Genomic DNA, 25,817 nt, shown 5'->3' on the forward strand with positions numbered 1-25,817 from the left:
ATTTATAAATTCAATTCAGATTGGATGCCGTCCAACTTGGCTTCCAGCTGCGAATTTACGGATTTATAATCCTCCGCCTTTTCCAATGTAGCGTTTGTACTGATATAGAATTTAACCTTGGGCTCGGTACCGCTAGGTCTGGCGGCTATCCTTGTACCATCTTCGGTTTCATAGATCAAAACGTTCGATTTTGGTAAATCGATTGCTTTTTCTTCACCGGTCTGCACATTTTTGGCGATAGCGGTATTATAATCCTCTATCCAAACCACTTTTGAACCCTGAACGGATGCTACGGGATTCTCCTTGAAATCAACCAACATTTGCTTGATTTCCTCTGCACCGCTGATTCCTTTTTTGGTCAAGGAAATAAGTTTCTCCTTATAAAATCCAAATTTTACGTAGGCATCTACTAATTCCTCATAAAAAGAACTTCCATTTGCCTTGGCATCCGCCGCAATTTCACAGGCGAGTAGGGTAGAGGTAACGGCATCCTTGTCCCGTACAAAATCCCCGACCATATAACCGAAACTCTCTTCTCCACCACCAACAAAATTTGAATTGGGAAAATCCTTGATCATTTTACCGATCCATTTGAATCCAGTTAATGCCGTTTTGAATTCTACGCCGTAGGCTTTTGCCATTTGTTCCATCATTGGGGTCGAAACAATGGTGGTGGCTACGAATTCATTGCCTTTGAATCCATTTTGTTGGTATTTGTCCAACAAGAATTTGGTCATCATGACCATGGTCTGGTTTCCGTTGAGCAATTCCATATTCCCTTCTAAATTTCTTACGGCTATCCCCAATCGGTCACTATCTGGGTCGGTACCTACGACCATATCAGCACCAATTTCTTCCGCTTTTTTTATGGACATTTCCAAAGCCTCTGGCTCTTCTGGATTTGGTGATTTTACCGTTGGAAAGTTTCCATCCGGTTTAGCCTGTTCCTCTATAATAGTTACGTTTTTGTAACCAGCACGTTTTAAAACTTCGGGGATTGCGGTTATGGATGTACCGTGCAAGGCGGTAAAGACAATTTTAAAGTCATCTTTTCCCTTTGCTCCAAAGCTTCCATTCTTTACCGAAGCTTCAAAAAAGGCTTCATCAACATCTTTGTCAATCAATTCAATGAGCGAGTCATTCGCATTGAACTTGATGTCTTCAAAAGACAACGCATCGATTTCTGAAATAATCTCACCATCTTGGGGCGGTACAATCTGTCCACCGTCGGCCCAATACACTTTGTAGCCGTTATATTCAGGTGGATTGTGAGATGCAGTCAAAACAATTCCTGCATGACAATTCAAGTGTTTTACGGCAAAAGAAAGCTCTGGAGTTGTCCTAAGTTCAGAGAACAGAAAAACTTTGATTCCATTGGCAGAGAAAACTTCTGCAACCGTTTTTGCCAAAGTATCGGAATTGTGTCTGCAATCGTAAGCAATCACAACTTTCACCGTTTCTTCAGCATAGGTTTTTTTAAGGTAGTTACTTAGGCCCTGTGTATTCTTCCCTAATGTATATTTGTTGATTCTATTGGTGCCGACGCCCATAACTCCCCTCATTCCGCCGGTACCGAATTCCAAATTTTTGTAGAACCGTTCTTTTAAGGCTTCGGTATCGTTTTCTATAAGATGTTGAATTTCTTTTTTGACTTCTGGGTCAAAAAAATCGGTTAGCCATGATTTGGCAGAAGTTAGTATGGAATCCATTTAGATGTAGCTTTTATCGGCTTTAAAAATACGAAGAATCTATGTTGGGGAACGTCCTAAACATTAATTTTATCGGAGATGTTGTAGCGGGTGTCATTTTTTCTGGAGCGTACCATGATTTCCCCTAAAAAACCAGCCAAAAAGAACTGGGTTCCTATTAACATTGCAGTAAGCGCTATAAAAAATTGAGGCCTATCCGTGATAAGTCGCCCAGTTGGATTTATAATGATTTTGTCTATCCCTAGATAAATAGAAAACCCAAAACCTACTATGAACATGAGCACGCCCAGGGCACCGAACAAATGCATGGGTTGGCGTCCAAATTTTGAAACAAACCAGATGGTAATTAAATCCAAAAAGCCATTGATAAAACGATCTACACCAAATTTGGTGGTTCCATATTTGCGCGATTGGTGTTGGACTACTTTTTCGGTAATTTTTGAGAAGCCAGCATTTTTGGCAAGTACTGGAATATACCGGTGCATTTCACCAGATACCTCTATATTTTTTACCACGACGCTTTGATACGCTTTTAGGCCACAATTAAAATCGTTCAATTTAACACCAGATGTTTTTCTGGCGGCCCAATTGAACAACTTTGAGGGTATGTTTTTGGCAATGAGAGAATCGTACCGTTTCTTTTTCCAGCCAGAAACGATATGGTTGCCCTCTTCCTTTATTAGGTCGTACAGTTCTGGGATTTCTTCGGGATTGTCCTGTAAGTCAGCATCCATGGTAATTACAACATCACCAGCAGCAGTCTTGAACCCTGCATGCAATGCCTGTGACTTACCATAATTCTTAAGAAACCGAATTCCTTTTACACTATCGTTTTTCTTGGACAGTTCAGAAATTATCTTCCAAGAATCATCCGTACTGCCGTCGTCTATGAAAATAATTTCATAAACAAAATGATTGGATTGCATAACCGTTGCAATCCAATCATGGAGTTCTATAAGGGATTCTTGTTCGTTAAGTAAAGGGATTACAATGGAAATCTGCATTGTTACATTCTGGAATTCCCTTCAAAAATAGTATTTTTTGCCTTAGTAGGAGGCTTTGTCCTTTTTTAGGATAAGACCTGTAACAAGACCTATAACAAGGCCCAGTACACAGCTAATGATCAATCCTATGGGGTAGCGCATCCAAGCAAATTTTTTCTGCATGGCCGCCCCTTGTTCCCATTGTTCCTCAGTGAGTGAAGGGTTGTCTTCAAAAGTTTTAGCTTTTGCCAATTCCAAGGCTTTATCCATAAAATCGGGTTCTATAAAGTTTATGAGTACATACTGGTATGCTAAAGAGAGTATTGTGGAAACTAAGGCTATACCCACGGCTACCTTTAATGCTTCTACAATTTTCAAATATCCCGAATTAGCTTTTTTAAAGGCATTTACGCCTAAAAAGATGACAATAATGGTCAATGCTATTGATACAATAATTATAGGGGTGCTCATCTCATAATGCATGTTCTGAGTGTAGAGCATCACGCTAAATACAATTGAGACCAAGCCCAATAATATTCCATAGTTGAGGGAAAACTTTCCCGTTTTAGGTTGATTTTCTTCCATTTGTTCTAAATATTTAGTGGTGATTGTTGCTTGTTTGTGTATACTTTAAGAATTTTGTTACAATCAAAGGTAGATTTTTTCTTTTTTCCCTTTTTAAAGTTGTACTAATAAAAGAAATTATTAAATTTGCAGCTCGAAAAATCAGAGATTAAGTTTTACGACGATGAGAAAAGGTATACACCCAGAAAATTATAGATTGGTAGCTTTCAAAGATATGTCCAACGAAGATGTATTCATTACAAAGTCTACTGCAGATGCAAAAGAGAAAATCACTGTGGACGGTGTTGAATATCCTTTGATAAAATTGGAAATATCAAGAACTTCCCACCCATTCTATACTGGTAAGACGAAATTGATCGATACCGCTGGTAGAATCGATAAGTTCAAAAACAAGTACAAGAAATTCAAGAAAGAGGAAAAAAGTGTCGAATAAGCTTTTTTCCGAATAAAGCATAGCGCCCCTGATGAATGTCAGGGGCGTTTTTTATTTTTATACCATTGAAACCACAACCATGAACTATATACTTTCTGATGGTCCACAGCGAACCTCCTTATTGCCATTTACCTTTACCAGACCTGTTGCAGAAATAAGAATTGGAATTTTGACCATTCGTGAAAAGTGGGAGAAGTATCTGGATGCATCTATTAGTTTTAAGACGGAAGCGTATCTATCTGAAAAGTACCCCATTGTTGCTACAAGTGACGCTGTTGTTATCACAGCCTCTTTTTTGCCTAATCCATCGCTGGTGGAAGTAGTCTGTGCCCTGAATATGAACGATGCGTTATTTCATGAAGATAAGTTGGTTGCGTACCGAACAGAAAACCCTGATGGGGAAGTTGATTTGTCCCTTTTAAAAGCTATACATTTTAAGGAAGATATCCTTACGGTCGATTATACATGGGATATTTTTTCCAAAAATGGGGAAGCACTTCAAGCGGATTTTGATTTAATTACCAAGGGGCGTAAAAGTGTACCAATTTCCGATACGAACCGTTTGATTCATCCAGAAAATATTTTCTTGGAGGAAGGTGCCAAAGTGGAACATAGTATACTCAACGCTACCAATGGGCCTATCTATCTTGGGAAAGATTCCGAAATATGGGAAGGCTGTATGGTTCGTGGGGCTTTGGCGCTATGTACCAAAGCTGTTGTAAAGATGGGTGCCAAAATGTACGGCCCCACCACCATAGGGCCTTATGGAAAAGTTTGTGGTGAAATCAACAACTCGGTTATTTTTGGCTATTCCAGTAAGGGTCATGACGGGTATCTAGGCAATGCGGTGTTAGGGGAATGGTGCAATATTGGAGCGGATTCCAACAACTCCAATCTAAAGAACAATTACGCCAAAGTGCGCCTTTGGAACTATGCCACCGAAAAATTTGACCATACAGGATTACAATTCTGTGGTTTGATGATGGGCGACCATAGTAAAACGGCTATCAATACCATGTTCAATACGGGAACGGTGATTGGGGTAAATTCCAATATCTATGTGCCTGGATTTCCAAGAAATTTTGTGCCCAGCTTCAGCTGGGGCGGTGCCTCGGGCTTTACGACCTATACGCCAAAACGTGCTTTTGAGGCTGCAGAAGTCATGATGGCGCGTAGAGGTGTTACTTTTGATGCCACCGAAGCCCGAATTTTAGAGCATGTATTTGAGCTGACCAAAAAGTGGCGGAATTATTAGAACGATTATTGTAAGGATTGGTGCAGTGCAATCCTGTTTCCTTCAGTATCCTGGAATTCAGCGACAAAGCCTAAATCACCATTTGAGGTCTTGGGATATAATAGCTGTCCACCATTTTTAGTGACCAAAAGCAGGGTTTCGTCAATACTGTCCGTTTTAAAATAGATAAGAGCTCCATCTTTGGTAGGTTTATAGATTTCACCTTTTGCCAAAGCTCCGGAAATCCCGTGACTGTTTTCTGAAAAAGGGAATAGCGCCATTTCGTTACCATCGATGATTTCTTTTTCAAAGCTATAATTGAACACAGCGTTGTAAAATTTCATAGCCCTGTCCATGTCGGTTACCGGAATTTCAAAATAGACTACGAGGTTATAGGACATTTTTTTGTTTTTTATTTATAAAGTTAAAGGTAAATAGAATATGGATTTGGACGGACCAAGAGTATCAGGGGCTAAAAAAAGGTTTTTGGAGTTTCGTTATCGACTTTGTATAAGATTAGTTGCGGGTTTTAAGCACTTAACTTAGCAATTAATTTTATACTTTGTTGTGTGTTCGTTTATTCTTTGTTCTTCAAATTCAAATGTCCGCAAACTTCTTCAAAAACTTCACAAGGTTCAATGTCAATCGCTAATGCAATTAGATACAATTCATCAGCCCGAAGTTTAGTAGATTTATTTCCACTTAATTGACTTAATCGGGATTTGCTTATTCCCGTGCGTCTCGAAACTTCTGCTTTATTAATTGATTTTTTAATTAAATATAATCCTAATTCCGTCATTATCATTTTAAATTTCTAGACATAAATATATATAATAACTCCAATTGTATAAAAAATCTATACTTTTGTTTTTGATTTGAGTATATTTTGAATACATTTGTGTAGAAAATGAATACTAATGTGTAATTTTTGTTTATGAATAGATATACTAAAGCAGATTTGGAGAGAATAGTTTTTACTCAATTAGAGAATTTAAATGCAATGAATGACCTTTTGGTGATAATGAAAGTCCAAAATGAATTACTCAATAACGCAAACAAAAAATTAAAAGATGAGATTAGTGAGTTTAAGCAGAAATTTTATTCGACAGTAAAGAAAAATTAGAGTTTTTAATTGTTCTATTTGCTAAATGATAATATATAGTCGTTAGTTATTTGAAGTTGATTAAGCATTCAGAATTAATAGGTTCTTTAACAATACTAGTTTCAACATAGTCAGTTTCTATTATTGTGTTAAAACACTTTTTTCCTTTATATTTTTTTGTGGGAATATGTTTGCAACTGACGAAATCAGATTTACAAATTGAACATTCAGTTTTGGTCGCTATTCCTGTAACACTTAGTCCATTTAGGCGATTTTGAGAAATTCTTCTTTTAACAACTTTATCATTTATAATCATTTTTGATTTTAGTCCTTCATCATCATTCCAAAGCCAACACCATCCGACAATTTTTGGTTTATGTTCTAAAAAGACAGGTGTTGGTAAATCTTCATAAGGTGATTTTATTCCAAAACATCTTTCAAATCCATCTTTTAATTCTTTCCTCTTTTTATTAACAAGCTTGTGATTATTTGTGTCTTGAGGTTCTCCCAAGTAGTTATAAGTTTGAGTTGAGTTATCAATTTTAATGTTGATATTCTCTTTATTTATTGTTTCCTTTTTGTCTAAAAGTTTTTGAATTTGATTTGAAATAATGTTAGTTAATATTGCTATCGGAATATTAATTAAGGTTATATTAATTGGGTCGGCAAAAAACTCTGTAATTCCTTTTTTATAAAGATATTGTACTGGTAGTCCATCATCGGGTTCAATTACTACTTCGTAACCTTCAGAACGCAAATGTTTTACAAGTAGTAAAGTGTCCCTCGTAATCAGTTTTCTATTCGGAAACCTGTTTTCATAAGGATTAAATGTGTCAATCTTTATTTTTTTCTTCTTACTCAAGGCTTTTCTTTAATGATGCACAATGTTAAGATATAATTCTGTTTTAATGAATGATACCGACTAGCACTAAAACAAGTTCAGTTTAAATATTGAAGTTAGTTGAAAAAGACTACAACTTCTATAAACTCCAACAGCAAGATTTTAAATAGATGTCAACAGGTATTAAAAAGATGGATTTCTTGAGTTTTGAACAACTTCACTCAATCACATAGGTCTTTCCACCAATAAAAATCATATCGGTATTGATAACATTATCTCCTTCTGCACCAATGGCAAAGGAAAGTCGCATGGTACGACCATCATTATAGGTAAACGTTATGGTATTTTTGTCAATGCTGTAGGTGCCAGAATCCTTGCTGTTTTTCCAGGCACTGGAACCATAGGAAGTTATACCGCTTTCTTTGGCCTGGGTGAAATGGGAACTATCTAAGAACACGATTTCGGATTTAAACAAGGAATAGAGCCCATTGCCAAAATTTCCACCAGAAATCTTTTCATACGTACCTTTTAAGGTAATGGATCTATCGAAAGGAAATGCTGGAAACCAATTGCCGCTGTCCAAGTTATATTCACGAGATTTACCCTCATGATTTGTTAATGTAAATAGGTCGTCGTTTCTTTTCCAAGTGCCCCAAAGGTTTGCATCGTTCTTCTTCGATTCGGAAAAGTTGATTTCTTCCAAAGGTGCTTCGGTCGCTTCCAAATAGGTTCCGTTTTTAAAAAGCACAACGGGTTCAAACGTTACGGATATCGGGTATCCGCTAACGGCCCTAAAGTACCAACCTTTAACTTCGGGGACAGTATTGCTTTGTGCATTGATCGTAGTAAATAAGATAAGGTTCAGTACCAGAAAAAGAAAAGCTTTGAATGGGTTCATGACTATAATGTTTACAAGTTTTGAAATTGACTTTGAATAACAAAAATACTATGTTTAGAAGCCCAGCGGTAAAATAGGCAATGTGTATTTATAGCATAGCGAATGTAGCCTAAAAAAATCTCTTGTAGCTGTTGCTAAAATGAGTGTTAAATTCTCACACCCTAAATATCAAAACGGTGCAGGACTACGTTTTGATAGTATTTTCCAATAGTAATGAGCTTTATTGGAGTCAAAACACTAGTTTTCCTTCTCTATTTTACGGAGCATTTCCATTGCATTTGTATTAGCAGGATTTAACTCGAGGGATTTTTCGTAGTTTTCTTTGGACAATCCAAATTGTCCGTTCCTGAAATAGGCCTCTGCCAAACTATCAAAAACATTTCCAGATTTAGGAAACTCTTTCGTGTTCAATGTAAAAATGGCAATAGCCTTGTCAAAATCCTCTTTGTTGAGAAAAGCATACCCTAAATTGTTCAATAGACCATCAAAATTTACGAAGGGGTAGTCTTTTTTAATTTGGAAATACTGTTTTTCAGCCTTTTTAACCGATTTGGTAGCGAAAGCATCGTAAAGCAACTGCGCAGCTTCCGGCGTTTTATCCACCAAATCTTTATCTATGAATCCGACTAAGGTATTTGTAATTTGGTCTACATTATAGGGAGTTTTATAACCATTGGTAAACCATATCACCGAAATCTTTTTGTTGGGAAAATTTCTATAATTTACAAGTCCTCCTCCATTAAAACCGTAAGATGGTATGCCATTTAAACTTTGAACATCCCAGCCATACGTAAAACCCGTTCCCACTTTGTATTCGAACGGTGTCAGCATTTTACTTTTTGAGGTTTCACTAATCAATTCGTTGTTGTCCAGCTTTGCGTTCCAATCAATAAGATTTTCCAAGGTCATCGTAATCCCTGCTGCACCGAACATATAATCGGGAACAAAAAAGTAAGAATTGCTCAAATCTCCCTTTCCATCAGGTTTGTATTCTGTTACTCTTTTGGGTACGATGTCGTTGGTATTTGAGAAAGTGACATTGGATGTTTCTCCAAATTGAGTTGCGATAAAATCTGAAAAATCCATATTGGTTATTTTTCGAATAATTCGATTGAGCAACCAAAAATTAGTCTGATTATAGTTCGAGATATTGCCCACGGGAAACTGCAGCTCTTTTTTGTAAACATTCTTTGCAGCTATTTCTTCAGGAGAATTTACATCCTCGATTATTTCTGGCAAACCAGAGGAATGTGACAGTAAGTTTTTCACTTGTATGTTTTTCCATTCCTCGGGTAAATCATCCAAATACTTTGAAATAGGGTCTTCAATCGAAATCTTATTTTTTTCCGCTAATTGAAAAATCCCTGTGGATACAAAGATTTTTGATAAAGAATGTAATCGGAATAAAGACTCTTTGGTCAATGGAATGTCGTACTCCAGATTGGATGTACCTGTGTATTTTTTATAAATGGTTTTATTGTCCTTAATTATAGCAATGGCAACACCCGGAATTCCCAAACGGTCTATTGTTTCTTTAACAAAGGAGTCGATGCTGTTATTGGTAGTATCCGAAAGTTGGGATTGACCGTTAACATGGTGAAGAAAAAATAGAAAGAAAAATAGGAAGGGTTTTTTGATTTTTGTTAGAATCATTTTGGATGAAGTTTGCATAAATGATTGATTTAAATTTTATCCTTGACGAACTTGCTTCAATACATTCGATACTAAAAATGGAATACATCTTTTACAAAAGCGGTCAAAACTAATTGAAATAAACATACATTTTTGAGCATGTTTTATAATTTTAAGTTAAATCACAGGTAAAGATCATAGCACATAATTCGTATATGTTGAGGTTGCTTCCTAGTAATCATTATCTTTGCAACCCTAAAAATCAGGGATATACCCATGAATAAAAAAGTCGCTTTTTACACTTTGGGCTGTAAGCTTAATTTCTCCGAAACTTCCACCATTGCCAGAAGTTTTGAAGGTGAGGGTTTTGATCGTGTAGATTTTTCCCAGGAGGCGGATATTTATGTAATCAATACCTGTTCCGTTACCGAGAATGCGGATAAACGCTTTAAGACTATCGTAAAACAAGCGCAAAAGAGCAATCCAGATGCTTTTGTAGCTGCTGTAGGCTGCTATGCGCAGCTAAAACCTGAAGAATTGGCAGCTGTGGATGGTGTCGATTTGGTGTTGGGGGCAACAGAAAAGTTCAAGATTACCGATTACCTGAACGATCTTGCCAAAAATGATAGGGGAGAAGTACATTCCTGTGAGATAGAAGATGCCGATTTTTATGTGGGCAGTTACGCCATTGGCGATAGGACCCGAGCATTCCTAAAAGTACAGGATGGCTGCGATTACAAGTGTACGTACTGCACCATTCCATTGGCACGTGGAATTTCCAGAAGTGATACTTTAGATAATGTGTTGAAAAATGCTTCAGAAATTGCTTCCAAGGGCATTAAGGAAATCGTACTTACCGGGGTCAATATTGGAGACTACGGTAAAGGCGAGTTTGGTAATAAAAAGCACGAACATACGTTTCTGGATTTGGTGAAAGCTTTGGATATGGTAGAAGGCATACACCGCTTACGTATTTCATCCATAGAGCCAAACTTGCTTAAAAATGAAACTATAGATTTTGTGTCCCAGAGCAATAGCTTTGTTCCACATTTTCATATTCCGTTGCAAAGCGGTAGCGACACTATTTTGAAATTGATGCGTCGCAGGTACCTGTCCAATCTATATGTCGACCGGGTTAACCGAATCAAACAAACGATGCCACATGCCTGTATTGGCGTGGATGTCATTGTCGGTTTCCCAGGAGAGACCGATGAACATTTTTTGGAAACGTATCATTTTCTCAATGAACTGGATATTTCGTACCTACATGTATTCACGTATTCTGAGCGCGATAATACTGTAGCGGCAGCTATGGAAAACGTGGTACCCAAAAATGTACGGAGCAAGCGCAGTAAAATGTTACGCGGACTATCTGCAAAAAAGCGAAGGGCGTTTTATGAAAGTCAGTTGGGGAGTACCCGTACCGTTTTGTTCGAAGGTGAGAACAAATCGGGTTACATTCACGGGTTTACCGAAAACTACGTAAAGGTAAAGGCACCCTGGAATCCAGAATTGGAGAACACGTTACATACTGTGGAACTTACTAAAATCGATGAGGACGGTTTGGTTCGCTTCGACTTCGTCCAGAACGAAGTATTGGTATAAAAAAGCCTCTCGAAATGAGAGGCTAAAATCAATTTTACTTTTGTTACTTAGATACGAATACCGACGGGCAACATCTCTTTGTACTGTCTGTTTTTTCTCAAGAAACCTGCAATGTGCGGGCTTGTAGGTACGACCCTAAGGTTCTTTTCTTGAATTTGATTTAAAACGGCCTTGATAAAGGTCTCTTTAAAACCATCTTGGGTAATTTCCTCAGGAATTACTAGTTTTGTTAAAAATACTTTACGCTCCTGTGAAGAGTACTCGATTTTAGCTAAATGCCCATCAACCTTAGTTTCGAATTGGCGCAAGAAACTATTGTCATTAACTTCCATTTCTGTCATGTAGTATTGTTTTAAATTGACTTTGAAATTACCGTAGCGGTAATTTGGTTTATTCCCTATTTTTGATGCATGCGTATTATAAAATGGGGCCAGTTGCAAAAGGAGTACAAAATTAGTGAAAAATTAGTTAAATTCCTAGCTTAATCGATATTAGGTGAGAAATGCCCGACGATAAAATCCACATATACCTCATGCCCGGAATGGCTGCAAATCCATCCATATTTGATGGTATAAAACTTCCCGAAGAAACCTTTGAACTGCATCGTTTGGAATGGTTCGTGCCCCAAAAACACACATCCTTGGCCGACTATGCCAAGGAAATGTGGAAAAAAATACATCACGAAAAACCAGTATTGCTTGGTGTGTCATTTGGTGGGCTCTTGGTACAAGAAATGGCAAAGCATAGACCCACTTTCAAAATAATCGCAGTTTCGTGTGTAAAAAAGAGTAGTGAACTCCCTAAAAAAATGCTCTTTGCAAAATATACCAAGGTACACAAATTACTTCCGACTGGTTTGGTTTCCAACGTAGAGCTCCTGGCAAAATATGCCTTTGGAGAAACGGTTACCAAACGTTTGCATCTTTATGAACAATACCTTTCCGTTAGGGATAAAAAATATATAGATTGGGCCATAGATAGTATTGTAAACTGGCAACAGACAGATCCACCCGAAAACCTTGTACACATTCATGGTGACTCGGATGCCGTGTTCCCCGCAACCAATATCAAAAATTGCATCACTATAAAAAAGGGAACGCACACTATGATAATTCACAGGGCTAAGTGGTTTAATGAACATCTGCCTGCAATTATTTTAGAAGAAGGCAGTTCTATATAGTATCTTTATCTTAATTAAGGTCTAAAAGCATGAAACATATAAAAAATATATTAGCAGTAATAGGATTGGTAGTGGTTGTTGGAAGTCTTGTTTTTGCTGTACAGTCGGATACGATCGAAAAGAAGGAAGAAGCACCTGTTTCTGAAGAAAGTATAGCTAGAAATGTTTCTGATGGCTATAGAATAAGCGCTATTGATATCCCCGAAGATTTGAATTTTGCTGGAGAACCGGTTCCACTAGATGACCCAGAGGTTATGGAACGGGTAGACCGCGAGTTCTTGGTGAACACGTATTGGCAATCCAATGCTTTATTATTGATGAAACGCGCCAATAAATACTTTCCCATTATAGAACCAATCTTGGCAAAAAATGGTATTCCGGATGATTTCAAATATTTGGCAGTGGCTGAAAGTGCACTGATCGATGTTGCTTCGCCAATGGGTGCTGCCGGAATGTGGCACTTTATGAAAGCTACCGGAAAAGAATACGGATTGGAAGTCAATGCCAATGTTGACGAGCGGTATCATATTAGAAAATCTACGCAAGCAGCATGTGAATACATTAATAGATGGAAAAAGCGCTTTGGTACTTGGACACTGACTGCTGCTACGTATAACGCTGGCCCGGGCGGGATAAAAAAATATATGGACATTCAAAAAGAGGATGATTATTATAATCTTCTGTTAGGTCAGGAAACTGGGCGTTATGTATTTAGGATTATGGCGCTTAAAGAGATTCTTTCCAATCCTGAAAAATATGGATTTGAGGTTGAGAAGGATGATTTTTATAAAGCTGTACCAACCTTTTCAGTTGAAATTGATGAGCCTGTTGCCAGTTGGGCCGATTTTGCAAAGGAATATGAAATCAATTATAAAATCTTGAAGCGCCATAATCCTTGGTTGCGCGAACCGCATCTGAACAATGCGTCCCGCAAAAAGTATGTGATTGAAATTCCAAATAAAGGATACTACAGGGAGTCCAAATAATGTGTTGCTACTTGGTTATAGCCGTTTTCTGAGCATGACAAAAACGACTGCAATTACCAGAAACCCAACACCGGTTACTACTGGTGGATTTATGATGGTATCTCGTTGTAGACCCAAATACGTAATCAATACTGCTAGAATCAATAAAGCTATTATTGCAAAAGTCAGAACGTTTTTCATACGGTAGGCTTTAATTATCTCATGTTTTCTTTAGATGCATAAGGGTACTACTCCTCTACAGGATAATGAAGTTACGGATATTCATGGATAAATCTAAATCCAAATAATGCATATTCATTGCACAGCAAATATCAAAAATATTAAGTAATATTTTGATGAGTAAGGAGTTAGCGGATGGGTTGATTTTACAGACCTAAATCTTCTTCATCTGCTGTTGCATCATCTTTATCTGGTCGGTAAGCATGTTGTTCTTGTCCAGTTTTTTGGCTTCCTGAAGCAATTGTGTAGCCTCTCGTTTTCTGCGTTTTTGCATGGAAATACCTGCAAGGCTCAATTTTGCCATGGCAACATCATAATCCATGTTGAGGCCCAGCTTCAATGCTTTTTTAAAATACTTTTCGGCCTGGGTAAGGTTCTTTTGCGAGTAAATGATGCCGTGAAGGTAATTGTAGTACCCCTGTTGTTTTTTGACAAGTGCAGATTCGGGGTTCTTAATTTTCTCCAACCATTTCTGTGTACCTTCCATATCTTGCTTTCGCATACGTAGGAATGCCATCAGTATCAATTCATTTCTAAAGTATAGGAAAATGAAAACAGTGGAAAGCAAAATCAAGGCGATGCCATTGCCAATATAACCTTCTATAAACTGATATATGGCATAACCGATAATAAGGGCGGCAATGACGAGTTTTATATTTTTATTGAACATATTTCGTTGGAATTTTACCTTGATTTCAGCGGATGCAAAAGTAGTAAAAACTATTGTAAATATTTTATTTTTGCACTTGCCAAAGTAAAAACTCTTTGTATATTTGCGCCCAGAAAATTTGGGGAGATTTGTTTCCCAGTACAAGAAATCCATTAAAATAGTTCCGAAATGAAAAGAACATATCAGCCGTCAAAAAGGAAGAGAAGAAACAAGCATGGTTTTAGAGAGCGCATGGCGACTGCCAATGGTAGAAAAGTACTTGCAAGAAGAAGAGCCAAAGGAAGAAAAAAACTAACTGTTTCCTCAGAGCCAAGACATAAGAAATAATGACTGTCAATAACTTTTAATTAAAGGTGCTACTTTTCAAGTTTAGCACCTTTTTTTTGTTCTATTTTTAAAAATTAAACAACGAGTAACCCAATAAAATGCCTAAAAGAGAAGATTTAAAATCCATTTTGATTATCGGTTCAGGCCCAATCATAATTGGACAAGCATGTGAGTTTGACTACTCTGGTTCCCAAGCACTACGTTCCCTTCGCGAAGATGGAATCGAGACTATTTTGATCAACAGCAATCCGGCAACGATAATGACAGACCCTGCGATGGCAGACCATGTATATCTGAAGCCGTTGAACACAAAATCGATTATAGACATCTTAAAAAAACATCCGAATATAGATGCAGTGTTACCTACCATGGGTGGACAAACCGCTTTGAACCTTTGTATTGAAGCTGATGAAAAAGGAATTTGGGAAGATTTTGATGTTGAGATCATTGGTGTTGATATTGATGCCATCAATATCACTGAGGATAGGGAAAAATTTAGGGAGTTGATGCTTAAAATAGGGGTGGGAATGGCACCCCAAGCGACAGCGACCTCATTTTTGAAGGGAAAGGAAATTGCCCAGGAATTTGGTTTTCCACTGGTGATACGGGCCTCTTTTACACTTGGTGGGGCGGGAGCATCCATTGTTTATGACCCTGAGGATTTTGATGGGCTTTTAAGTCATGGGCTCGAGGTTTCCCCAATCCATGAAGTCATGATCGACAAGGCGTTGATGGGATGGAAAGAGTATGAGCTGGAATTACTTCGCGATAAAAATGATAATGTTGTAATCATTTGTGCCATTGAGAACATGGACCCAATGGGCATTCATACGGGAGATTCAATTACTGTGGCACCAGCAATGACCCTCTCTGACCGAACATATCAACGCATGCGGGATATGGCCATCCATATGATGCGCAGTATCGGGGATTTTGCAGGTGGATGTAACGTTCAATTTGCCGTGAGTCCAGATGAAAAAGAGGATATTATTGCCATTGAAATCAATCCAAGGGTTTCCCGTTCATCTGCTTTGGCTTCCAAGGCTACGGGATATCCAATTGCGAAAATCGCTGCAAAGCTGGCAATCGGATACAGTTTGGACGAGTTGGAGAATCAGATTACCAAGTCTACTTCGGCGTTGTTCGAGCCAACATTGGATTACGTTATCGTAAAAATTCCAAGATGGAACTTTGATAAGTTTGAAGGTTCAGATAGAACGTTGGGACTTCAGATGAAGTCCGTAGGTGAGGTTATGGGCATCGGACGTTCTTTTCAAGAGGCATTGCACAAGGCCACACAATCCTTAGAAATCAAACGTAACGGGCTTGGAGCGGATGGAAAAGGATACAAAGATTATGAAATCATTATTCAAAAACTTAAAGTTCCGAGTTGGGACAGGGTCTTCGTCATCTATGACGCTATTCAATTGGGAATACCTTTAAATAGGATACATGATATCACCAAAATAGATATGTGGTTCTTAAAACAATACGAAGAACTACATTTCTTAGAACAGGAAATTTCAAAATATACCATAGAAAGTTTACCAAAATCGTTTTTATTGGAAGCAAAACAAAAAGGTTTTGCGGACAGACAAATTGCACACATGTTGGACTGCTACGAAAGTGAAGTGCACAAAAAGCGAACGAACTTAGGAATAAACCGTGTCTTTAAGTTAGTGGATACCTGTGCCGCAGAATTTAAGGCAATGACACCGTACTACTATTCCACATTTGAAGAAGAAATAGAAACGGCAGATGGAAAACGCTACGTGGCCAATGACAGTGAGGTTACGGATAGAAAGAAAATTGTGGTCTTGGGGTCCGGTCCAAATAGAATTGGGCAAGGAATCGAGTTTGATTACTGTTGTGTACATGGGGTTTTGGCCGCTGCAGAATGTGGTTACGAAACCATTATGATCAATTGCAACCCTGAAACAGTTTCTACTGATTTCGATACCGCTGATAAGCTCTATTTTGAACCTGTTTTTTGGGAACACATCTACGATATTATCCTCCATGAAAAGCCGGAAGGCGTTATTGTACAATTAGGAGGCCAAACCGCTTTGAAATTGGCCGAAAAATTGGACAAATACGGTATTAAAATTTTAGGAACCAGTTTTAAATCCTTGGATTTGGCAGAAGACCGCGGCAGCTTTTCGACGCTATTGAAAGAAAATGACATCCCTTACCCTAGATTTGGTGTTGCTGAAACGGCCGATGAAGCGCTGGAACTTTCAGAAGAATTGAATTTCCCACTTTTGGTAAGACCTTCCTATGTATTGGGAGGACAGGGTATGAAAATCGTGATCAATAAGGAAGACTTGGAGAAGCATGTCGTTGACTTACTTCGTAAAATCCCCAACAATAAATTATTGTTGGATCATTATCTGGATGGTGCCATAGAGGCGGAAGCCGATGCCATTTGTGATGGAGAAGATATTTACATTATCGGTATCATGGAACACATTGAACCATGTGGTATCCATTCAGGTGACTCCAATGCAACTTTACCACCTTTTAATTTAGGAGAATTTGTATTACAGCAGATAAAGGACCATACCCGCAAGATTGCCTTGGCCTTGAATACGGTTGGATTAATCAATATTCAGTTTGCCGTGAAAGACGACATGGTCTACATTATTGAAGCCAACCCAAGAGCATCCCGTACGGTTCCTTTTATTGCTAAGGCTTATGGTGAACCTTATGTAAATTTTGCTACAAAGGTTATGCTTGGCGAGAAAAAAATAAAGGACTTTGATTTCAAACCACATTTGGATGGATATGCCATAAAACAGCCTGTGTTTTCATTCAACAAATTCCCGAATGTGAATAAAAACCTTGGGCCAGAGATGAAGAGTACTGGGGAAAGTATTCTGTTCATTGATAGTCTGAAAGATGATGATTTTTACAATCTGTATTCTAGAAGGAAGATGTATTTGAGCAAGTAATAATTTGACGACTTTGAATAAACAAAAAAGGGATTCAGCAAGTGCCCCCTTTTTTAGAAAAAAAATTAATTTTCTAATTTTTCCAAGCGCTGCATCAACTCTATAATAATTTCGTTCTGCTGATTCAATGATTTATTGATAATCATTAATCTATCAATTTCCTTTTGCTGTTGTATAGTATAAAGAGTAAGCTCTTCTATTTTTTGCAATAGTTTTGCATCCATTGCTCCCAAATCTATGCCATCCTGTTTAACATTCTTGGCACTTGGTATATTTGGAAGATGCCCATATGCCTTGACAAAACTCTCAACTTCATTCAGTGGCATAAGATTGAAATCTTCTTCAAAAACGAAATCGGGCCAATCTACCTGTAAATCAACTTTGACACTTTCGCTAATCATATTTCCTCCTATGGCTAAGCGATAACCTTGAGTGTTCGAAGTCCCTATGCCAATATTACCGGCACTGTAGAATAGGTCATTAGCAGTTTGTGTCCATGGGGAACTTGTAATTTCCGTTCCATCTTGAAGAATTGTGGTTGCATTTAAAGTACCTACCACATCTAGTTCAAAGACAGGCGTCAAGGTTCCTACACCTATATTTCCGGAAGCGGGAAGGTAGTTTTGGGCATAGCTGAAAATTGTTGCCAAAAAGAAAAAAAATATAATGGGTATAATTGCATTTTTCATGGAATGCTTTCTAAAGGTGAATAATTATATTAAAAGGAATAGCTCTTATTCGTATTCCCTAAGTTCAAAAGATAAATTTGTAAAGTTGTCCGTAAAAACATTAGTGCCATTTTGCATCTCTATTCTAACTTGATTGTTCCCAACCAATTCCCCTCTAACACCTGTATGTGTAGTAGGAGTAGTAAAGAAAATTACTGTTTTGCCTATGGTAATGGTATTATCCATAGTTCCAATATATTGTCCTTGTGTTTCCCTGGTCCAGTTTATGGAAAGACCTAAACTGTTCTCAACAATATTGCTCTGTGGGTCTTCCGTTCCCGTTTGACTAATGAGTGACACATAAGAACTATAGGTAAGGCCACTACTATCTCCATTGCATAAGAACTCAGACGTATCGACTTCGTTCGCATCCAATTGTCCATTTTCATTAGTGTCCAATCCAACTTCTATTTTAAAACCTCCGTTTGAACAATTAACCCCAGGTTGTTCAATTAATGTAGAAATCAAACTATTTAGCCCATCTGCACCATCTGCACCGTCTGTCCCATTTGTTCCATCAACACCATCTTCGGGGCTACAAGCTAAAAAAGACGTGAGAAAAAAAATTAATGCCCAGAATTTATATGGAGTAATTGTTTTCATGGAGTATTTACATTATTCAGATTTGTATGGCTACAAAAATAGACAACCCAAAGCATAAGATTGAATTTACAAAAGGAAAGTAATAAATTTTTAGACAAACGGAATAAAGTCTGGGATGAAAGGAATATTGGCGACTATTATTTTATCATACCCTCTCGTCTTGGAGAGTCAAAACTATTCTTTTGAAATGGATTTGCAAATTTTGAATCTTGCGGAAAAATTGTCTTTTTTATAATGGATAATGATTATGATTTCCATTCCGTATGAAAAATACCTTCCCGATCTAGGCGCTCGTATGTATGCGAACCAAAATAATCGCGCTGTGCTTGGATTAGATTTAAAGGGAGTCTACTGCTCGTATATGCATCAAAATAGGTAAGTGCATTTGATAGTCCAGGTAACGGAATACCATTTGTAGCACCGTAGGAGACCAGTTCTCTGGCAGAATTGACAGTGTCTTGAATTTTTTCTTTAAAAGAAGGGGATAACAATAAGTTTTGCAAATCTGGTTCTGCTTTGAATGCATCCGTAATATCTGCCAATAGGGCGGCACGAATAATACATCCGGCCCGCCAGATTTTTGCAATTTCTCCCAATTCCAGTTCGTATCCATATTCTTTGGAGGCATCGGCTAATTGGTGCATGCCCTGGGCATAGGTGATTATGAATGCAAAATAAAGCGCGTTTTCAGCTTTGGCAATTAGTGTTTTTTTGACAACAGATTCTGGTGTGGGTCGTTCATAGAGCTCATCCGCTTTTATTCTTTCTGCTTTTAAGGCCGAAATCTCGCGCATACTTACTGCAATATCGATTGTTGGTACGGGAATGCCTAAATCCATTGCATTTTGCGAGGTCCATTTCCCTGTTCCTTTCTGTTTGGCCTTATCCAAAATTTTATCGACTAAATGTCCATCTGTCAAATCATCCTCTTGCTCAAATATTTCAGAAGTGATTTCAACCAAAAACGATTGTAATCGCCCAGCATTCCAATTCGCATAGGTTTGATGTAACTCTTCATTGGTCAAGTCCCCGGCCTTTTTCAAAAGGTCATAAATTTCCGAGGTTAATTGCATCAATCCATATTCAATGCCATTATGCACCATTTTCACATAGTTTCCAGCAGATTTTGGACCTAAATATGTGACACAAGGTTCACCTTCGTATTTTGCAGAAACAGCTTCAAAAATTGGTTTTACATATTGATATGCGTCTCTGGAACCTCCTGGCATGATGCTTGGTCCCTTGCGGGCACCTTTAGCTCCGCCCGATACTCCTGCACCAAAGAAATTAATGCCTTTTTCTTTTAAATAAGCTTCTCTACGGTCCGTATCCGTAAAAAAGGAATTCCCTCCATCGATAATGATATCACCCTTATCAAGATGGGGCAGTAAATTTTCAATGACAATGTCCACTACTTTACCAGCAGGAACCAATAACATGATTTTTCTAGGAGTGGTCAAAGCCTTAACAAAAACTTGAGCATCAGTAGCAGCATTTACTTTGCTCTGGTCACCACCTTCCTTTACAAGGGCATCAACTTTTTCCTTGTCCAGATCATTGCCAAAAGCTGTAAATCCATTATCGGCAACATTAAGAATAAAATTGCGCCCCATTACACCAAGGCCCACAAGCCCAAAATCATAAGTATCTGCCATGTTCTATGTTTTTAACGTCTTATGTTAAGACAACACTAAGTACGTTATTTGTTGAATTCTGAACCTAAAATAAACGTTATATTCGTTAAGCTCAAAAATAAATTGCGGTGTTGAAGCCTTTTTTAGGAAATAGCTCCCCAATCATTCAATTTTTGGGATATCCGAACCTGTAATAGCTCACTCTATGAAAAAGACCAATAGTCAAATGCTCATTATTTTTGGAGCTTCGGGCGATTTAACAGCCAGAAAGCTCATTCCAGCATTGTTTAATTTATACGTTGCAGAACAGCTGCCCAAAAATTTTATCGTTTTAGGTGCTAGTAGAAGTAACCTTACAGACGAAGAGTTTAGAAACAGGGTGGTCTATGAAAGCAAGTATTTAAAAGAAAAGATTAACGGTCTGGATAAAAAGAAGTTAGAGGCATTTGCCAATACATTGTTCTATGAGGATTTAGGCGACGATTACGCCTCTAATTACGAAGGTCTGTCCAAACGTATTACTAGTTTAAATGACTCTCATAATACGGAACATAATTACATGTTCTATTTATCCACACCTCCCAGTATTGTTGAGACGATAGCAAAGAACCTTTCAGAATACAATCTTAATGATGAAACGAAAGGCTTTAAACGGTTGATTGTTGAAAAGCCTTTTGGATACAACCTGGAGACCGCAAAAGAACTAAATAATGGACTTCAGCAGTATTTTAAAGAATCACAGATTTATAGAATTGACCATTATCTTGGAAAAGAGACCGTACAAAATTTATTGGTGACACGCTTCTCCAATAGCATCTTTGAGCCTTTATGGAATCGAAATTACATTCATCATGTGGAAATAACCAATGCGGAGAGCGTTGGAGTAGAGAAAAGGGGAGGCTATTATGATAAATCCGGAGCATTGCGCGATATGTTCCAAAACCACTTGCTACAAATTGTTTCATTGGTGGTCATGGAACCTCCAATAGGTGATCAGCCAGAAGAAATACGAAATGAAAAAGTAAAAGCATTAAAATCGCTCAGGGTCATGCGCGATAAGCAAACCCTTTTTGATAATACGATACGTGCCCAATATGTTGGTTCGGAAATTAATGGGGAAAAAGTAAAAGGCTATCGTGACGAGGATGGTGTTGATCCAGAATCTACAACCGAAACATATGCGGCGATTAAATTTTTTGTAGATAATTGGCGCTGGCATGGAGTTCCTTTTTATGTACGTACCGCTAAACGCATGCCTACAAAAGTTACAGAGGTAATTATTCATTTTAAGACGCCGCACCATCAAATTTTTCAAGATTCTGGAGTCAACAATAAAGACAACAAACTGATAATCAGGATACAACCGGATGAAGGTATTCTTATGAAGTTTGGAGTAAAAGTTCCTGGACAAGGTTTTAAAGTGGAACGAGCGAATTTGGATTTTTACTATTCCAGTTTAGCGCAAACGTATGTTATGGAAGCCTATGAACGATTACTTTTGGACGCTATGCAAGGCGATGCTACGCTATATGCGAGGGCCGATGAAGTAGAAGCTGCGTGGGAGTTTGTCGACCCTATTTTAAACTATTGGAAGACCGGTGACGATGTAAGAATGTACGGTTATGCCGCAGGTGTTTGGGGACCTGAAAATGCAGATGAATTGATTGACGATTTAGGGTATTGGCGGAATCCTGGCGAGAACTTGGCCGATGACCCTGGCTATTGTGTGATTTGTTAGTTCAGTAGTCAGTGGGCGGTAGTCAGTGGTCAGTTGCTGGTTTGAACTTTGGGTTTGAGTTTGCGCTTGAACTTTGAGTTTATTTTTGTCATTATTAATTGTTCGTTTTCGGTTGATGGGTCAAAGGTGAAATTATATGCTCGCTGAGCGGAGTCGAAGCGAAAATTAATAAAGTGGTCAGTTGCTAGAATTTGAACTTTGAGTTTGAGTTTGAGTTTGTATTTGAACTTTGAATTTACTTTTGTCAGTAGTTAATAAGATATATGGTATGGTTTAAAGATTTATTTGATGGAATTGAAAATTTACAGGGATAAAAACGAAGTTGCAAAACAGTTTTCTGAATACTTTTCGGGATTGGTTGAGGGGAAATCCATTTTTCATGTGGCACTGTCTGGTGGAAGTACCCCAAAAATTGTTTTTGATTTGCTTGCTGCTGATTTTTCTTCAAAAATTGATTGGAGCAAGATTCATTTTTATTGGGGAGACGAGCGATGCGTTCCTCCAACGGACGACCAAAGCAACTATAAAATGACTGTGGCGCATCTGTTTTCCAAAGTTGATGTCTCCCAAGAACATATTCATAGAATATTAGGCGAAAACGACCCGCATACAGAAGCTAAAAGATATGGTAAGCTATTGGCGGAGCAACTTCCGTTGCTAAATGAAACACCTCAATTTGATTTAGTCATCTTAGGAATGGGTGATGACGGGCATACAGCTTCAATTTTTCCACATGAAATTGAATTATGGGATTCAAATGAAAACTGTGAGGTCGCTATTCATCCAGATTCTGGACAGCGAAGAGTTACGTTAACAGGAAAAGTTATCAATAATACGAAAGAAGTAGTTTTTTTGGTGACAGGAGAAAGTAAGTCAGAAAAAATAACAGCAATTCTTGAAAAGAAGGAGGGCCATATGGACTATCCAGCTTCTTTAGTACATCCAAAATCTGGGAGTTTGGTCTGGTTTATGGATACAGATGCTGCTAAGGAACTTACTTAGTTTAAATCCAGCTGTACATTTTCACCTTCTAAAGTATCTAAATGCGCATCGATTTTAAAATTGGCAGCTTCATATTTGGAATCTCTATGTTGGGCCGAGGCTTTTCGTTCTTTACTTCTGGCAAATCGACGAACCCCTTGTTTGTCAAACAATAGTAAACCTGGAATCGTTCTGTTTTTGCCACTTTCATCTTTTGCGACCATAGTAAGATAAGAGGAATTACAATGCTTGGTTTCACCAGTGGTTATATTTTCCGACTCTACGCGAACTCCTACAACCATCGAAGTTTTTCCAGTGTAATTGATGGATGCTTTTAAGGTGACCAATTCACCAACTTCAATTGGATTTAAGAAATCTACTCTATTGACAGAGGCGGTAACGCAATAGGCCTGTGAGTGTTTTGATGCGCATGCAAAAGCAATCTGGTCCATCAGATTTAGTATGTGTCCTCCATGTACTTTACCACCAAAATTGGAGTGGGAAGGCAGCATTAGTTCGGTGATGGAAACCTTGGACTCTTCTACAGTTTTGAATTTTTTCATTTGAACTTATTATATTTCCCCTCTAAAAAGAGGGGATTAAGGGGTGTGTAAAAACATTGGAATGATAATCAAATATAATCCAAAGCTCAAAGAACTTGCTAGGCAACTGCGTAATAATGCTACAAAAGCTGAAATTTTTCTTTGGCAAAAACTAAAGCGAAATCAAATGTATGGCTATGATTTTCATAGACAAAAACCTATTGATCAATACATTGTAGATTTCTTCTGTAATAAGTTGCGGTTAGCTATTGAATTAGATGGTTATTCACATCAAATAACTGAGGTTTGGGAAAAGGATGTCAAAAAGACGAAATGCCTAAATGAGCTTGGAATCAATATACTTAGATTTTCAGATTACCAAGTGATGAACGAAATGGAGAATGTACTACGAGCTATTGAGGATTATATTGTAACATTCGAAGAAAAAGGATTTACACCTCCCTCAATCCCTCCTTGTTAGGAGGGAAGTTATATACTTTTCTTAGTTATTTAATTCCCAAAATGTGGCGATTTTTCTTTTTCCACTTCTATGATAAAATATTTAGTATCCCCTAACCAAAAAAAGGTTGAATACCGTTCTTTATAAGTAACTTTTACATAGTGACCTTGAAAATCCTTTAGTTTCTGTATTACATCCTTTTTATTGTCCTCTACAGAAAATGAAAATATTTGAGCCCCTGAAATACCTTGACTTATCTCACCTTCCCACGTCTTGGCCAACACACCTTTTCTACTAAATTTTATCAATTCTCCAGAACGATAGCCCTCGCTGAAAGGAACATAATAGATAAAAGCAAAGTAGGCTGAGACTCCTAACAGGATAACTGATACGGTAATGAATATTGCTTTTTTCATGGTTATAATTCAAGTTTTGGTTCTTGATAATCGTCTTCTTCTGCACGTTTTAATATTGGTTCAGGAATGGATTTTTTAGCTTTTGCACCCATTTTTTTGAGTTTTTCAATACTGGTAACAATATTTCCACGCCCCTCTACCAATTTGTTCATGGCACCACGATACTCTATTTTGGCCTCATCCATTTTTTTGCCCACCTTGGTCAAATCTGTTACAAAACCTTCAAATTTATCGTATAATGCACCAGCTTGTCTAGCAATTTCTATAGCATTTTTTTGCTGTTTTTCATTGTTCCACATACTGTCTATGGTACGCAATGTAGCCAATAGGGTAGAAGGAGTAACGATAACAATATTCTGTTCAAATGCCTTGTTATAAAGCGAATTGTCAGTATTTATTGCTACTGCAAAAGCAGGTTCTATCGGAACAAAGAGGAGTACAAAGTCTGGACTTTCCATTTCATACAAGTCCTCATACTTTTTGGCGGAAAGCTGTTCAACATGCTTTCTTAAAGAATTGATATGGTCTTTAAGGTGTTTTTCCTTTAATTCATCTTCAGCATTGGTATAACGTTCATAGTCGGTGAGGGAGACCTTGGAATCGACTACCATCTTTTTCCCATCTGGTAGATGGATAATAACATCTGGCATTACCCGAGAGCCGTCGTCCCTTAAAAAACTTTGCTGTACACTATACTCCCTGTCTTTCTCAAGACCCGACTTCTCCAATACGCGTTCTAAAACCAATTCCCCCCAATTCCCCTGCATTTTACTATCTCCTTTTAAGGCTTTGGTTAAGTTTTCCGCTTCTTGGGTAATCTTAAGGTTTTGATTTTGAAGATTTAGTAATTGTTCTTTAAGCGCTGAATGAATACTGATATTCTCCTTTTGGGTAGCTTCTACTTTTTTCTCGAACAGCTGAATTTTTTCTTGAAGCGGACTCAGTATTTGTTTGATGTTTTTTTGATTTTGCTCTGTAAACTTCGAGCTCTTTTCTTCCAATATTTTTGAAGCGAGAATTTCAAAGTCTTTGGTGAATTTTTCCTGTAACTTTTCTACTTCCTCTTTTTGTTCGGTATTGATGCGTTGTAAATTTTCCAAATCTGCCTGATACCTGACAATTTGGTTTCCAAGTTGCTCTTTTTCAGATTGAAGTTCTTTCTTCTCGGTATCGACAGAAAGAAGTCTATCGTTTAGGGTTGTTACAGTATTGTTCAACTGCTGCTCACGTTCCTGCCAAACACTTTCATTGGATTTGGTCTTTAGCTTTTGAATATAGATGCCCAGAAGTACTCCAATTCCAGTTGCAAGTATGCCAACCAATACATAAATCAATTCATTGCTCATAAAATTCCTTTCTC

At 37.8% G+C, this 25,817-nt stretch carries 27 protein-coding genes; 10 read left to right on the forward strand and 17 right to left on the reverse strand.

Features of this window, described 5'->3' with window-relative positions; all coding sequences use genetic code 11:
* Positions 1–2 precede the first annotated feature (2 nt).
* The 3 genes from KIM67_RS15450 to KIM67_RS15460 are packed head-to-tail and all read right to left on the reverse strand — an operon-like array spanning position 3 to position 3,277.
* Entirely contained in the window at positions 3–1,709 is a 1,707-nt protein-coding gene (locus tag KIM67_RS15450) for a phospho-sugar mutase (RefSeq protein ID WP_213832457.1), read from the reverse strand.
* 56 nt (positions 1,710–1,765) lie between these two features.
* Positions 1,766–2,713: a glycosyltransferase family 2 protein gene (locus KIM67_RS15455; protein ID WP_213832458.1), complete on the reverse strand. Its 948-nt coding sequence runs from the start codon at positions 2,711–2,713 to the stop codon at positions 1,766–1,768.
* A gap of 42 nt (positions 2,714–2,755) precedes the next feature.
* Complete coding sequence (locus KIM67_RS15460) at positions 2,756–3,277, reverse strand: DUF4199 domain-containing protein (protein WP_213832459.1); 522 nt, start codon at positions 3,275–3,277, stop codon at positions 2,756–2,758.
* Positions 3,278–3,440: 163 nt separating this feature from the next.
* On the opposite strand from KIM67_RS15460, the gene KIM67_RS15465 reads away from it, so the two are divergent.
* Positions 3,441–3,710: a type B 50S ribosomal protein L31 gene (locus tag KIM67_RS15465; RefSeq protein ID WP_213832460.1), complete on the forward strand. Its 270-nt coding sequence runs from the start codon at positions 3,441–3,443 to the stop codon at positions 3,708–3,710.
* A 79-nt stretch (positions 3,711–3,789) separates the two neighbouring features.
* Entirely contained in the window at positions 3,790–4,965 is a 1,176-nt protein-coding gene (locus tag KIM67_RS15470) for a GlmU family protein (RefSeq protein ID WP_213832461.1), read from the forward strand.
* Between the two features lie 5 nt (positions 4,966–4,970).
* On the opposite strand, the gene KIM67_RS15475 is transcribed toward KIM67_RS15470, so the two are convergent.
* From KIM67_RS15475 to KIM67_RS15495, 5 genes are all read right to left on the reverse strand, one after another.
* Positions 4,971–5,345, reverse strand: coding sequence for a VOC family protein (locus KIM67_RS15475; protein WP_213832462.1), 375 nt, complete (start codon positions 5,343–5,345; stop codon positions 4,971–4,973).
* Between the two features lie 176 nt (positions 5,346–5,521).
* Positions 5,522–5,743: a helix-turn-helix transcriptional regulator gene (locus KIM67_RS15480; RefSeq protein ID WP_213832463.1), complete on the reverse strand. Its 222-nt coding sequence runs from the start codon at positions 5,741–5,743 to the stop codon at positions 5,522–5,524.
* Positions 5,744–6,113: 370 nt separating this feature from the next.
* On the reverse strand, positions 6,114–6,908 hold the full coding sequence (locus tag KIM67_RS15485; RefSeq protein ID WP_213832464.1) for a hypothetical protein: 795 nt from the start codon (positions 6,906–6,908) through the stop codon (positions 6,114–6,116).
* Between the two features lie 196 nt (positions 6,909–7,104).
* Complete coding sequence (locus KIM67_RS15490) at positions 7,105–7,785, reverse strand: hypothetical protein (RefSeq protein WP_213832465.1); 681 nt, start codon at positions 7,783–7,785, stop codon at positions 7,105–7,107.
* Positions 7,786–8,022: 237 nt separating this feature from the next.
* Complete coding sequence (locus KIM67_RS15495) at positions 8,023–9,438, reverse strand: serine hydrolase domain-containing protein (RefSeq protein WP_213832466.1); 1,416 nt, start codon at positions 9,436–9,438, stop codon at positions 8,023–8,025.
* Between the two features lie 255 nt (positions 9,439–9,693).
* On the opposite strand from KIM67_RS15495, the gene mtaB reads away from it, so the two are divergent.
* A complete protein-coding gene (gene mtaB, locus KIM67_RS15500) occupies positions 9,694–11,022 on the forward strand; it encodes a tRNA (N(6)-L-threonylcarbamoyladenosine(37)-C(2))-methylthiotransferase MtaB (RefSeq protein ID WP_213832467.1) in 1,329 nt (442 codons plus the stop codon).
* A gap of 47 nt (positions 11,023–11,069) precedes the next feature.
* Here mtaB and KIM67_RS15505 read toward each other — a convergent pair whose 3' ends face one another.
* Entirely contained in the window at positions 11,070–11,363 is a 294-nt protein-coding gene (locus KIM67_RS15505; RefSeq protein ID WP_163418553.1) for a GNAT family N-acetyltransferase, read from the reverse strand.
* A gap of 161 nt (positions 11,364–11,524) precedes the next feature.
* Between KIM67_RS15505 and KIM67_RS15510 the strand changes: the two genes are divergently transcribed.
* Both KIM67_RS15510 and KIM67_RS15515 read left to right on the forward strand, forming a co-directional pair.
* Positions 11,525–12,202: an alpha/beta fold hydrolase gene (locus tag KIM67_RS15510; protein ID WP_213832468.1), complete on the forward strand. Its 678-nt coding sequence runs from the start codon at positions 11,525–11,527 to the stop codon at positions 12,200–12,202.
* 29 nt (positions 12,203–12,231) lie between these two features.
* Positions 12,232–13,188 (forward strand): lytic transglycosylase domain-containing protein, encoded by a 957-nt coding sequence (locus KIM67_RS15515; RefSeq protein ID WP_213832469.1) that lies wholly within the window; start codon positions 12,232–12,234, stop codon positions 13,186–13,188.
* A gap of 15 nt (positions 13,189–13,203) precedes the next feature.
* Here the strand turns inward: KIM67_RS15515 and KIM67_RS15520 are convergent, their stop codons facing one another.
* Both KIM67_RS15520 and KIM67_RS15525 read right to left on the reverse strand, forming a co-directional pair.
* Positions 13,204–13,368: a hypothetical protein gene (locus KIM67_RS15520; RefSeq protein ID WP_213832470.1), complete on the reverse strand. Its 165-nt coding sequence runs from the start codon at positions 13,366–13,368 to the stop codon at positions 13,204–13,206.
* Positions 13,369–13,561: 193 nt separating this feature from the next.
* Positions 13,562–14,077 carry a DUF2892 domain-containing protein gene (locus tag KIM67_RS15525; protein ID WP_213832471.1) on the reverse strand — a complete coding sequence of 172 codons (516 nt, stop codon included), beginning with the start codon at positions 14,075–14,077 and terminating at the stop codon, positions 13,562–13,564.
* Between the two features lie 168 nt (positions 14,078–14,245).
* On the opposite strand from KIM67_RS15525, the gene rpmH reads away from it, so the two are divergent.
* On the forward strand, positions 14,246–14,404 hold the full coding sequence (rpmH, locus tag KIM67_RS15530) for a 50S ribosomal protein L34 (protein WP_082433296.1): 159 nt from the start codon (positions 14,246–14,248) through the stop codon (positions 14,402–14,404).
* Positions 14,405–14,502: 98 nt separating this feature from the next.
* Positions 14,503–17,355, forward strand: a complete 2,853-nt coding sequence (carB, locus tag KIM67_RS15535; RefSeq protein WP_213832472.1) for a carbamoyl-phosphate synthase large subunit — start codon at positions 14,503–14,505, stop codon at positions 17,353–17,355.
* Positions 17,356–17,420: 65 nt separating this feature from the next.
* Here carB and KIM67_RS15540 read toward each other — a convergent pair whose 3' ends face one another.
* From KIM67_RS15540 to gndA, 3 genes are all read right to left on the reverse strand, one after another.
* Positions 17,421–18,044 (reverse strand): hypothetical protein, encoded by a 624-nt coding sequence (locus KIM67_RS15540; protein ID WP_213832473.1) that lies wholly within the window; start codon positions 18,042–18,044, stop codon positions 17,421–17,423.
* A 45-nt stretch (positions 18,045–18,089) separates the two neighbouring features.
* Positions 18,090–18,686, reverse strand: a complete 597-nt coding sequence (locus tag KIM67_RS15545) for a hypothetical protein (protein ID WP_213832474.1) — start codon at positions 18,684–18,686, stop codon at positions 18,090–18,092.
* 245 nt (positions 18,687–18,931) lie between these two features.
* A complete protein-coding gene (gndA, locus tag KIM67_RS15550; RefSeq protein WP_213832475.1) occupies positions 18,932–20,341 on the reverse strand; it encodes an NADP-dependent phosphogluconate dehydrogenase in 1,410 nt (469 codons plus the stop codon).
* Positions 20,342–20,525: 184 nt separating this feature from the next.
* Between gndA and zwf the strand changes: the two genes are divergently transcribed.
* Positions 20,526–22,058, forward strand: coding sequence for a glucose-6-phosphate dehydrogenase (gene zwf / locus KIM67_RS15555; protein ID WP_213832476.1), 1,533 nt, complete (start codon positions 20,526–20,528; stop codon positions 22,056–22,058).
* Positions 22,059–22,346: 288 nt separating this feature from the next.
* Entirely contained in the window at positions 22,347–23,060 is a 714-nt protein-coding gene (pgl, locus tag KIM67_RS15560; protein WP_213832477.1) for a 6-phosphogluconolactonase, read from the forward strand.
* Here pgl and KIM67_RS15565 read toward each other — a convergent pair.
* Positions 23,057–23,602, reverse strand: a complete 546-nt coding sequence (locus tag KIM67_RS15565) for an acyl-CoA thioesterase (protein ID WP_213832478.1) — start codon at positions 23,600–23,602, stop codon at positions 23,057–23,059. The genes pgl and KIM67_RS15565 overlap by 4 nt on opposite strands.
* A 61-nt stretch (positions 23,603–23,663) precedes the next feature.
* Here KIM67_RS15565 and KIM67_RS15570 point away from each other — a divergent pair, with 61 nt between their 5' ends.
* Positions 23,664–24,062, forward strand: a complete 399-nt coding sequence (locus KIM67_RS15570; protein ID WP_163418563.1) for an endonuclease domain-containing protein — start codon at positions 23,664–23,666, stop codon at positions 24,060–24,062.
* A gap of 29 nt (positions 24,063–24,091) precedes the next feature.
* Here the strand turns inward: KIM67_RS15570 and KIM67_RS15575 are convergent, their stop codons facing one another.
* Together KIM67_RS15575 and rmuC are read right to left on the reverse strand one after the other, a co-directional pair.
* On the reverse strand, positions 24,092–24,457 hold the full coding sequence (locus KIM67_RS15575) for a 6-phosphogluconate dehydrogenase (RefSeq protein WP_213832479.1): 366 nt from the start codon (positions 24,455–24,457) through the stop codon (positions 24,092–24,094).
* Positions 24,458–24,459: 2 nt separating this feature from the next.
* The gene (gene rmuC, locus KIM67_RS15580) at positions 24,460–25,803 is read right to left on the reverse strand and encodes a DNA recombination protein RmuC (protein WP_213832480.1); all 1,344 of its coding nucleotides are present in this window, start codon (positions 25,801–25,803) and stop codon (positions 24,460–24,462) included.
* Positions 25,804–25,817: the final 14 nt, after the last annotated feature.

This window comes from Flagellimonas sp. 389 (assembly GCF_018449435.1).
Classification (GTDB): domain Bacteria; phylum Bacteroidota; class Bacteroidia; order Flavobacteriales; family Flavobacteriaceae; genus Flagellimonas.

What these genes read in the sequence shown, in the direction of transcription:
- pgl (WP_213832477.1), top strand. Translation starts at nt 22,347, where the DNA reads ATGGAATTGAAAATTTACAGGGATAAAAACGAAGTTGCAAAACAGTTT.
- KIM67_RS15520 (WP_213832470.1), bottom strand. Translation starts at nt 13,368, where the DNA reads ATGAAAAACGTTCTGACTTTTGCAATAATAGCTTTATTGATTCTAGCA.
- KIM67_RS15450 (WP_213832457.1), bottom strand. Translation starts at nt 1,709, where the DNA reads ATGGATTCCATACTAACTTCTGCCAAATCATGGCTAACCGATTTTTTT.
- KIM67_RS15575 (WP_213832479.1), bottom strand. Translation starts at nt 24,457, where the DNA reads ATGAAAAAAGCAATATTCATTACCGTATCAGTTATCCTGTTAGGAGTC.
- KIM67_RS15510 (WP_213832468.1), top strand. Translation starts at nt 11,525, where the DNA reads ATGCCCGACGATAAAATCCACATATACCTCATGCCCGGAATGGCTGCA.
- rpmH (WP_082433296.1), top strand. Translation starts at nt 14,246, where the DNA reads ATGAAAAGAACATATCAGCCGTCAAAAAGGAAGAGAAGAAACAAGCAT.
- mtaB (WP_213832467.1), top strand. Translation starts at nt 9,694, where the DNA reads ATGAATAAAAAAGTCGCTTTTTACACTTTGGGCTGTAAGCTTAATTTC.
- rmuC (WP_213832480.1), bottom strand. Translation starts at nt 25,803, where the DNA reads ATGAGCAATGAATTGATTTATGTATTGGTTGGCATACTTGCAACTGGA.
- KIM67_RS15540 (WP_213832473.1), bottom strand. Translation starts at nt 18,044, where the DNA reads ATGAAAAATGCAATTATACCCATTATATTTTTTTTCTTTTTGGCAACA.
- KIM67_RS15480 (WP_213832463.1), bottom strand. Translation starts at nt 5,743, where the DNA reads ATGACGGAATTAGGATTATATTTAATTAAAAAATCAATTAATAAAGCA.
- gndA (WP_213832475.1), bottom strand. Translation starts at nt 20,341, where the DNA reads ATGGCAGATACTTATGATTTTGGGCTTGTGGGCCTTGGTGTAATGGGG.
- KIM67_RS15525 (WP_213832471.1), bottom strand. Translation starts at nt 14,077, where the DNA reads ATGTTCAATAAAAATATAAAACTCGTCATTGCCGCCCTTATTATCGGT.
- KIM67_RS15545 (WP_213832474.1), bottom strand. Translation starts at nt 18,686, where the DNA reads ATGAAAACAATTACTCCATATAAATTCTGGGCATTAATTTTTTTTCTC.
- KIM67_RS15495 (WP_213832466.1), bottom strand. Translation starts at nt 9,438, where the DNA reads ATGATTCTAACAAAAATCAAAAAACCCTTCCTATTTTTCTTTCTATTT.
- KIM67_RS15470 (WP_213832461.1), top strand. Translation starts at nt 3,790, where the DNA reads ATGAACTATATACTTTCTGATGGTCCACAGCGAACCTCCTTATTGCCA.
- carB (WP_213832472.1), top strand. Translation starts at nt 14,503, where the DNA reads ATGCCTAAAAGAGAAGATTTAAAATCCATTTTGATTATCGGTTCAGGC.
- zwf (WP_213832476.1), top strand. Translation starts at nt 20,526, where the DNA reads ATGAAAAAGACCAATAGTCAAATGCTCATTATTTTTGGAGCTTCGGGC.
- KIM67_RS15490 (WP_213832465.1), bottom strand. Translation starts at nt 7,785, where the DNA reads ATGAACCCATTCAAAGCTTTTCTTTTTCTGGTACTGAACCTTATCTTA.
- KIM67_RS15475 (WP_213832462.1), bottom strand. Translation starts at nt 5,345, where the DNA reads ATGTCCTATAACCTCGTAGTCTATTTTGAAATTCCGGTAACCGACATG.
- KIM67_RS15570 (WP_163418563.1), top strand. Translation starts at nt 23,664, where the DNA reads ATGATAATCAAATATAATCCAAAGCTCAAAGAACTTGCTAGGCAACTG.
- KIM67_RS15505 (WP_163418553.1), bottom strand. Translation starts at nt 11,363, where the DNA reads ATGACAGAAATGGAAGTTAATGACAATAGTTTCTTGCGCCAATTCGAA.
- KIM67_RS15460 (WP_213832459.1), bottom strand. Translation starts at nt 3,277, where the DNA reads ATGGAAGAAAATCAACCTAAAACGGGAAAGTTTTCCCTCAACTATGGA.
- KIM67_RS15515 (WP_213832469.1), top strand. Translation starts at nt 12,232, where the DNA reads ATGAAACATATAAAAAATATATTAGCAGTAATAGGATTGGTAGTGGTT.
- KIM67_RS15455 (WP_213832458.1), bottom strand. Translation starts at nt 2,713, where the DNA reads ATGCAGATTTCCATTGTAATCCCTTTACTTAACGAACAAGAATCCCTT.
- KIM67_RS15565 (WP_213832478.1), bottom strand. Translation starts at nt 23,602, where the DNA reads ATGAAAAAATTCAAAACTGTAGAAGAGTCCAAGGTTTCCATCACCGAA.
- KIM67_RS15465 (WP_213832460.1), top strand. Translation starts at nt 3,441, where the DNA reads ATGAGAAAAGGTATACACCCAGAAAATTATAGATTGGTAGCTTTCAAA.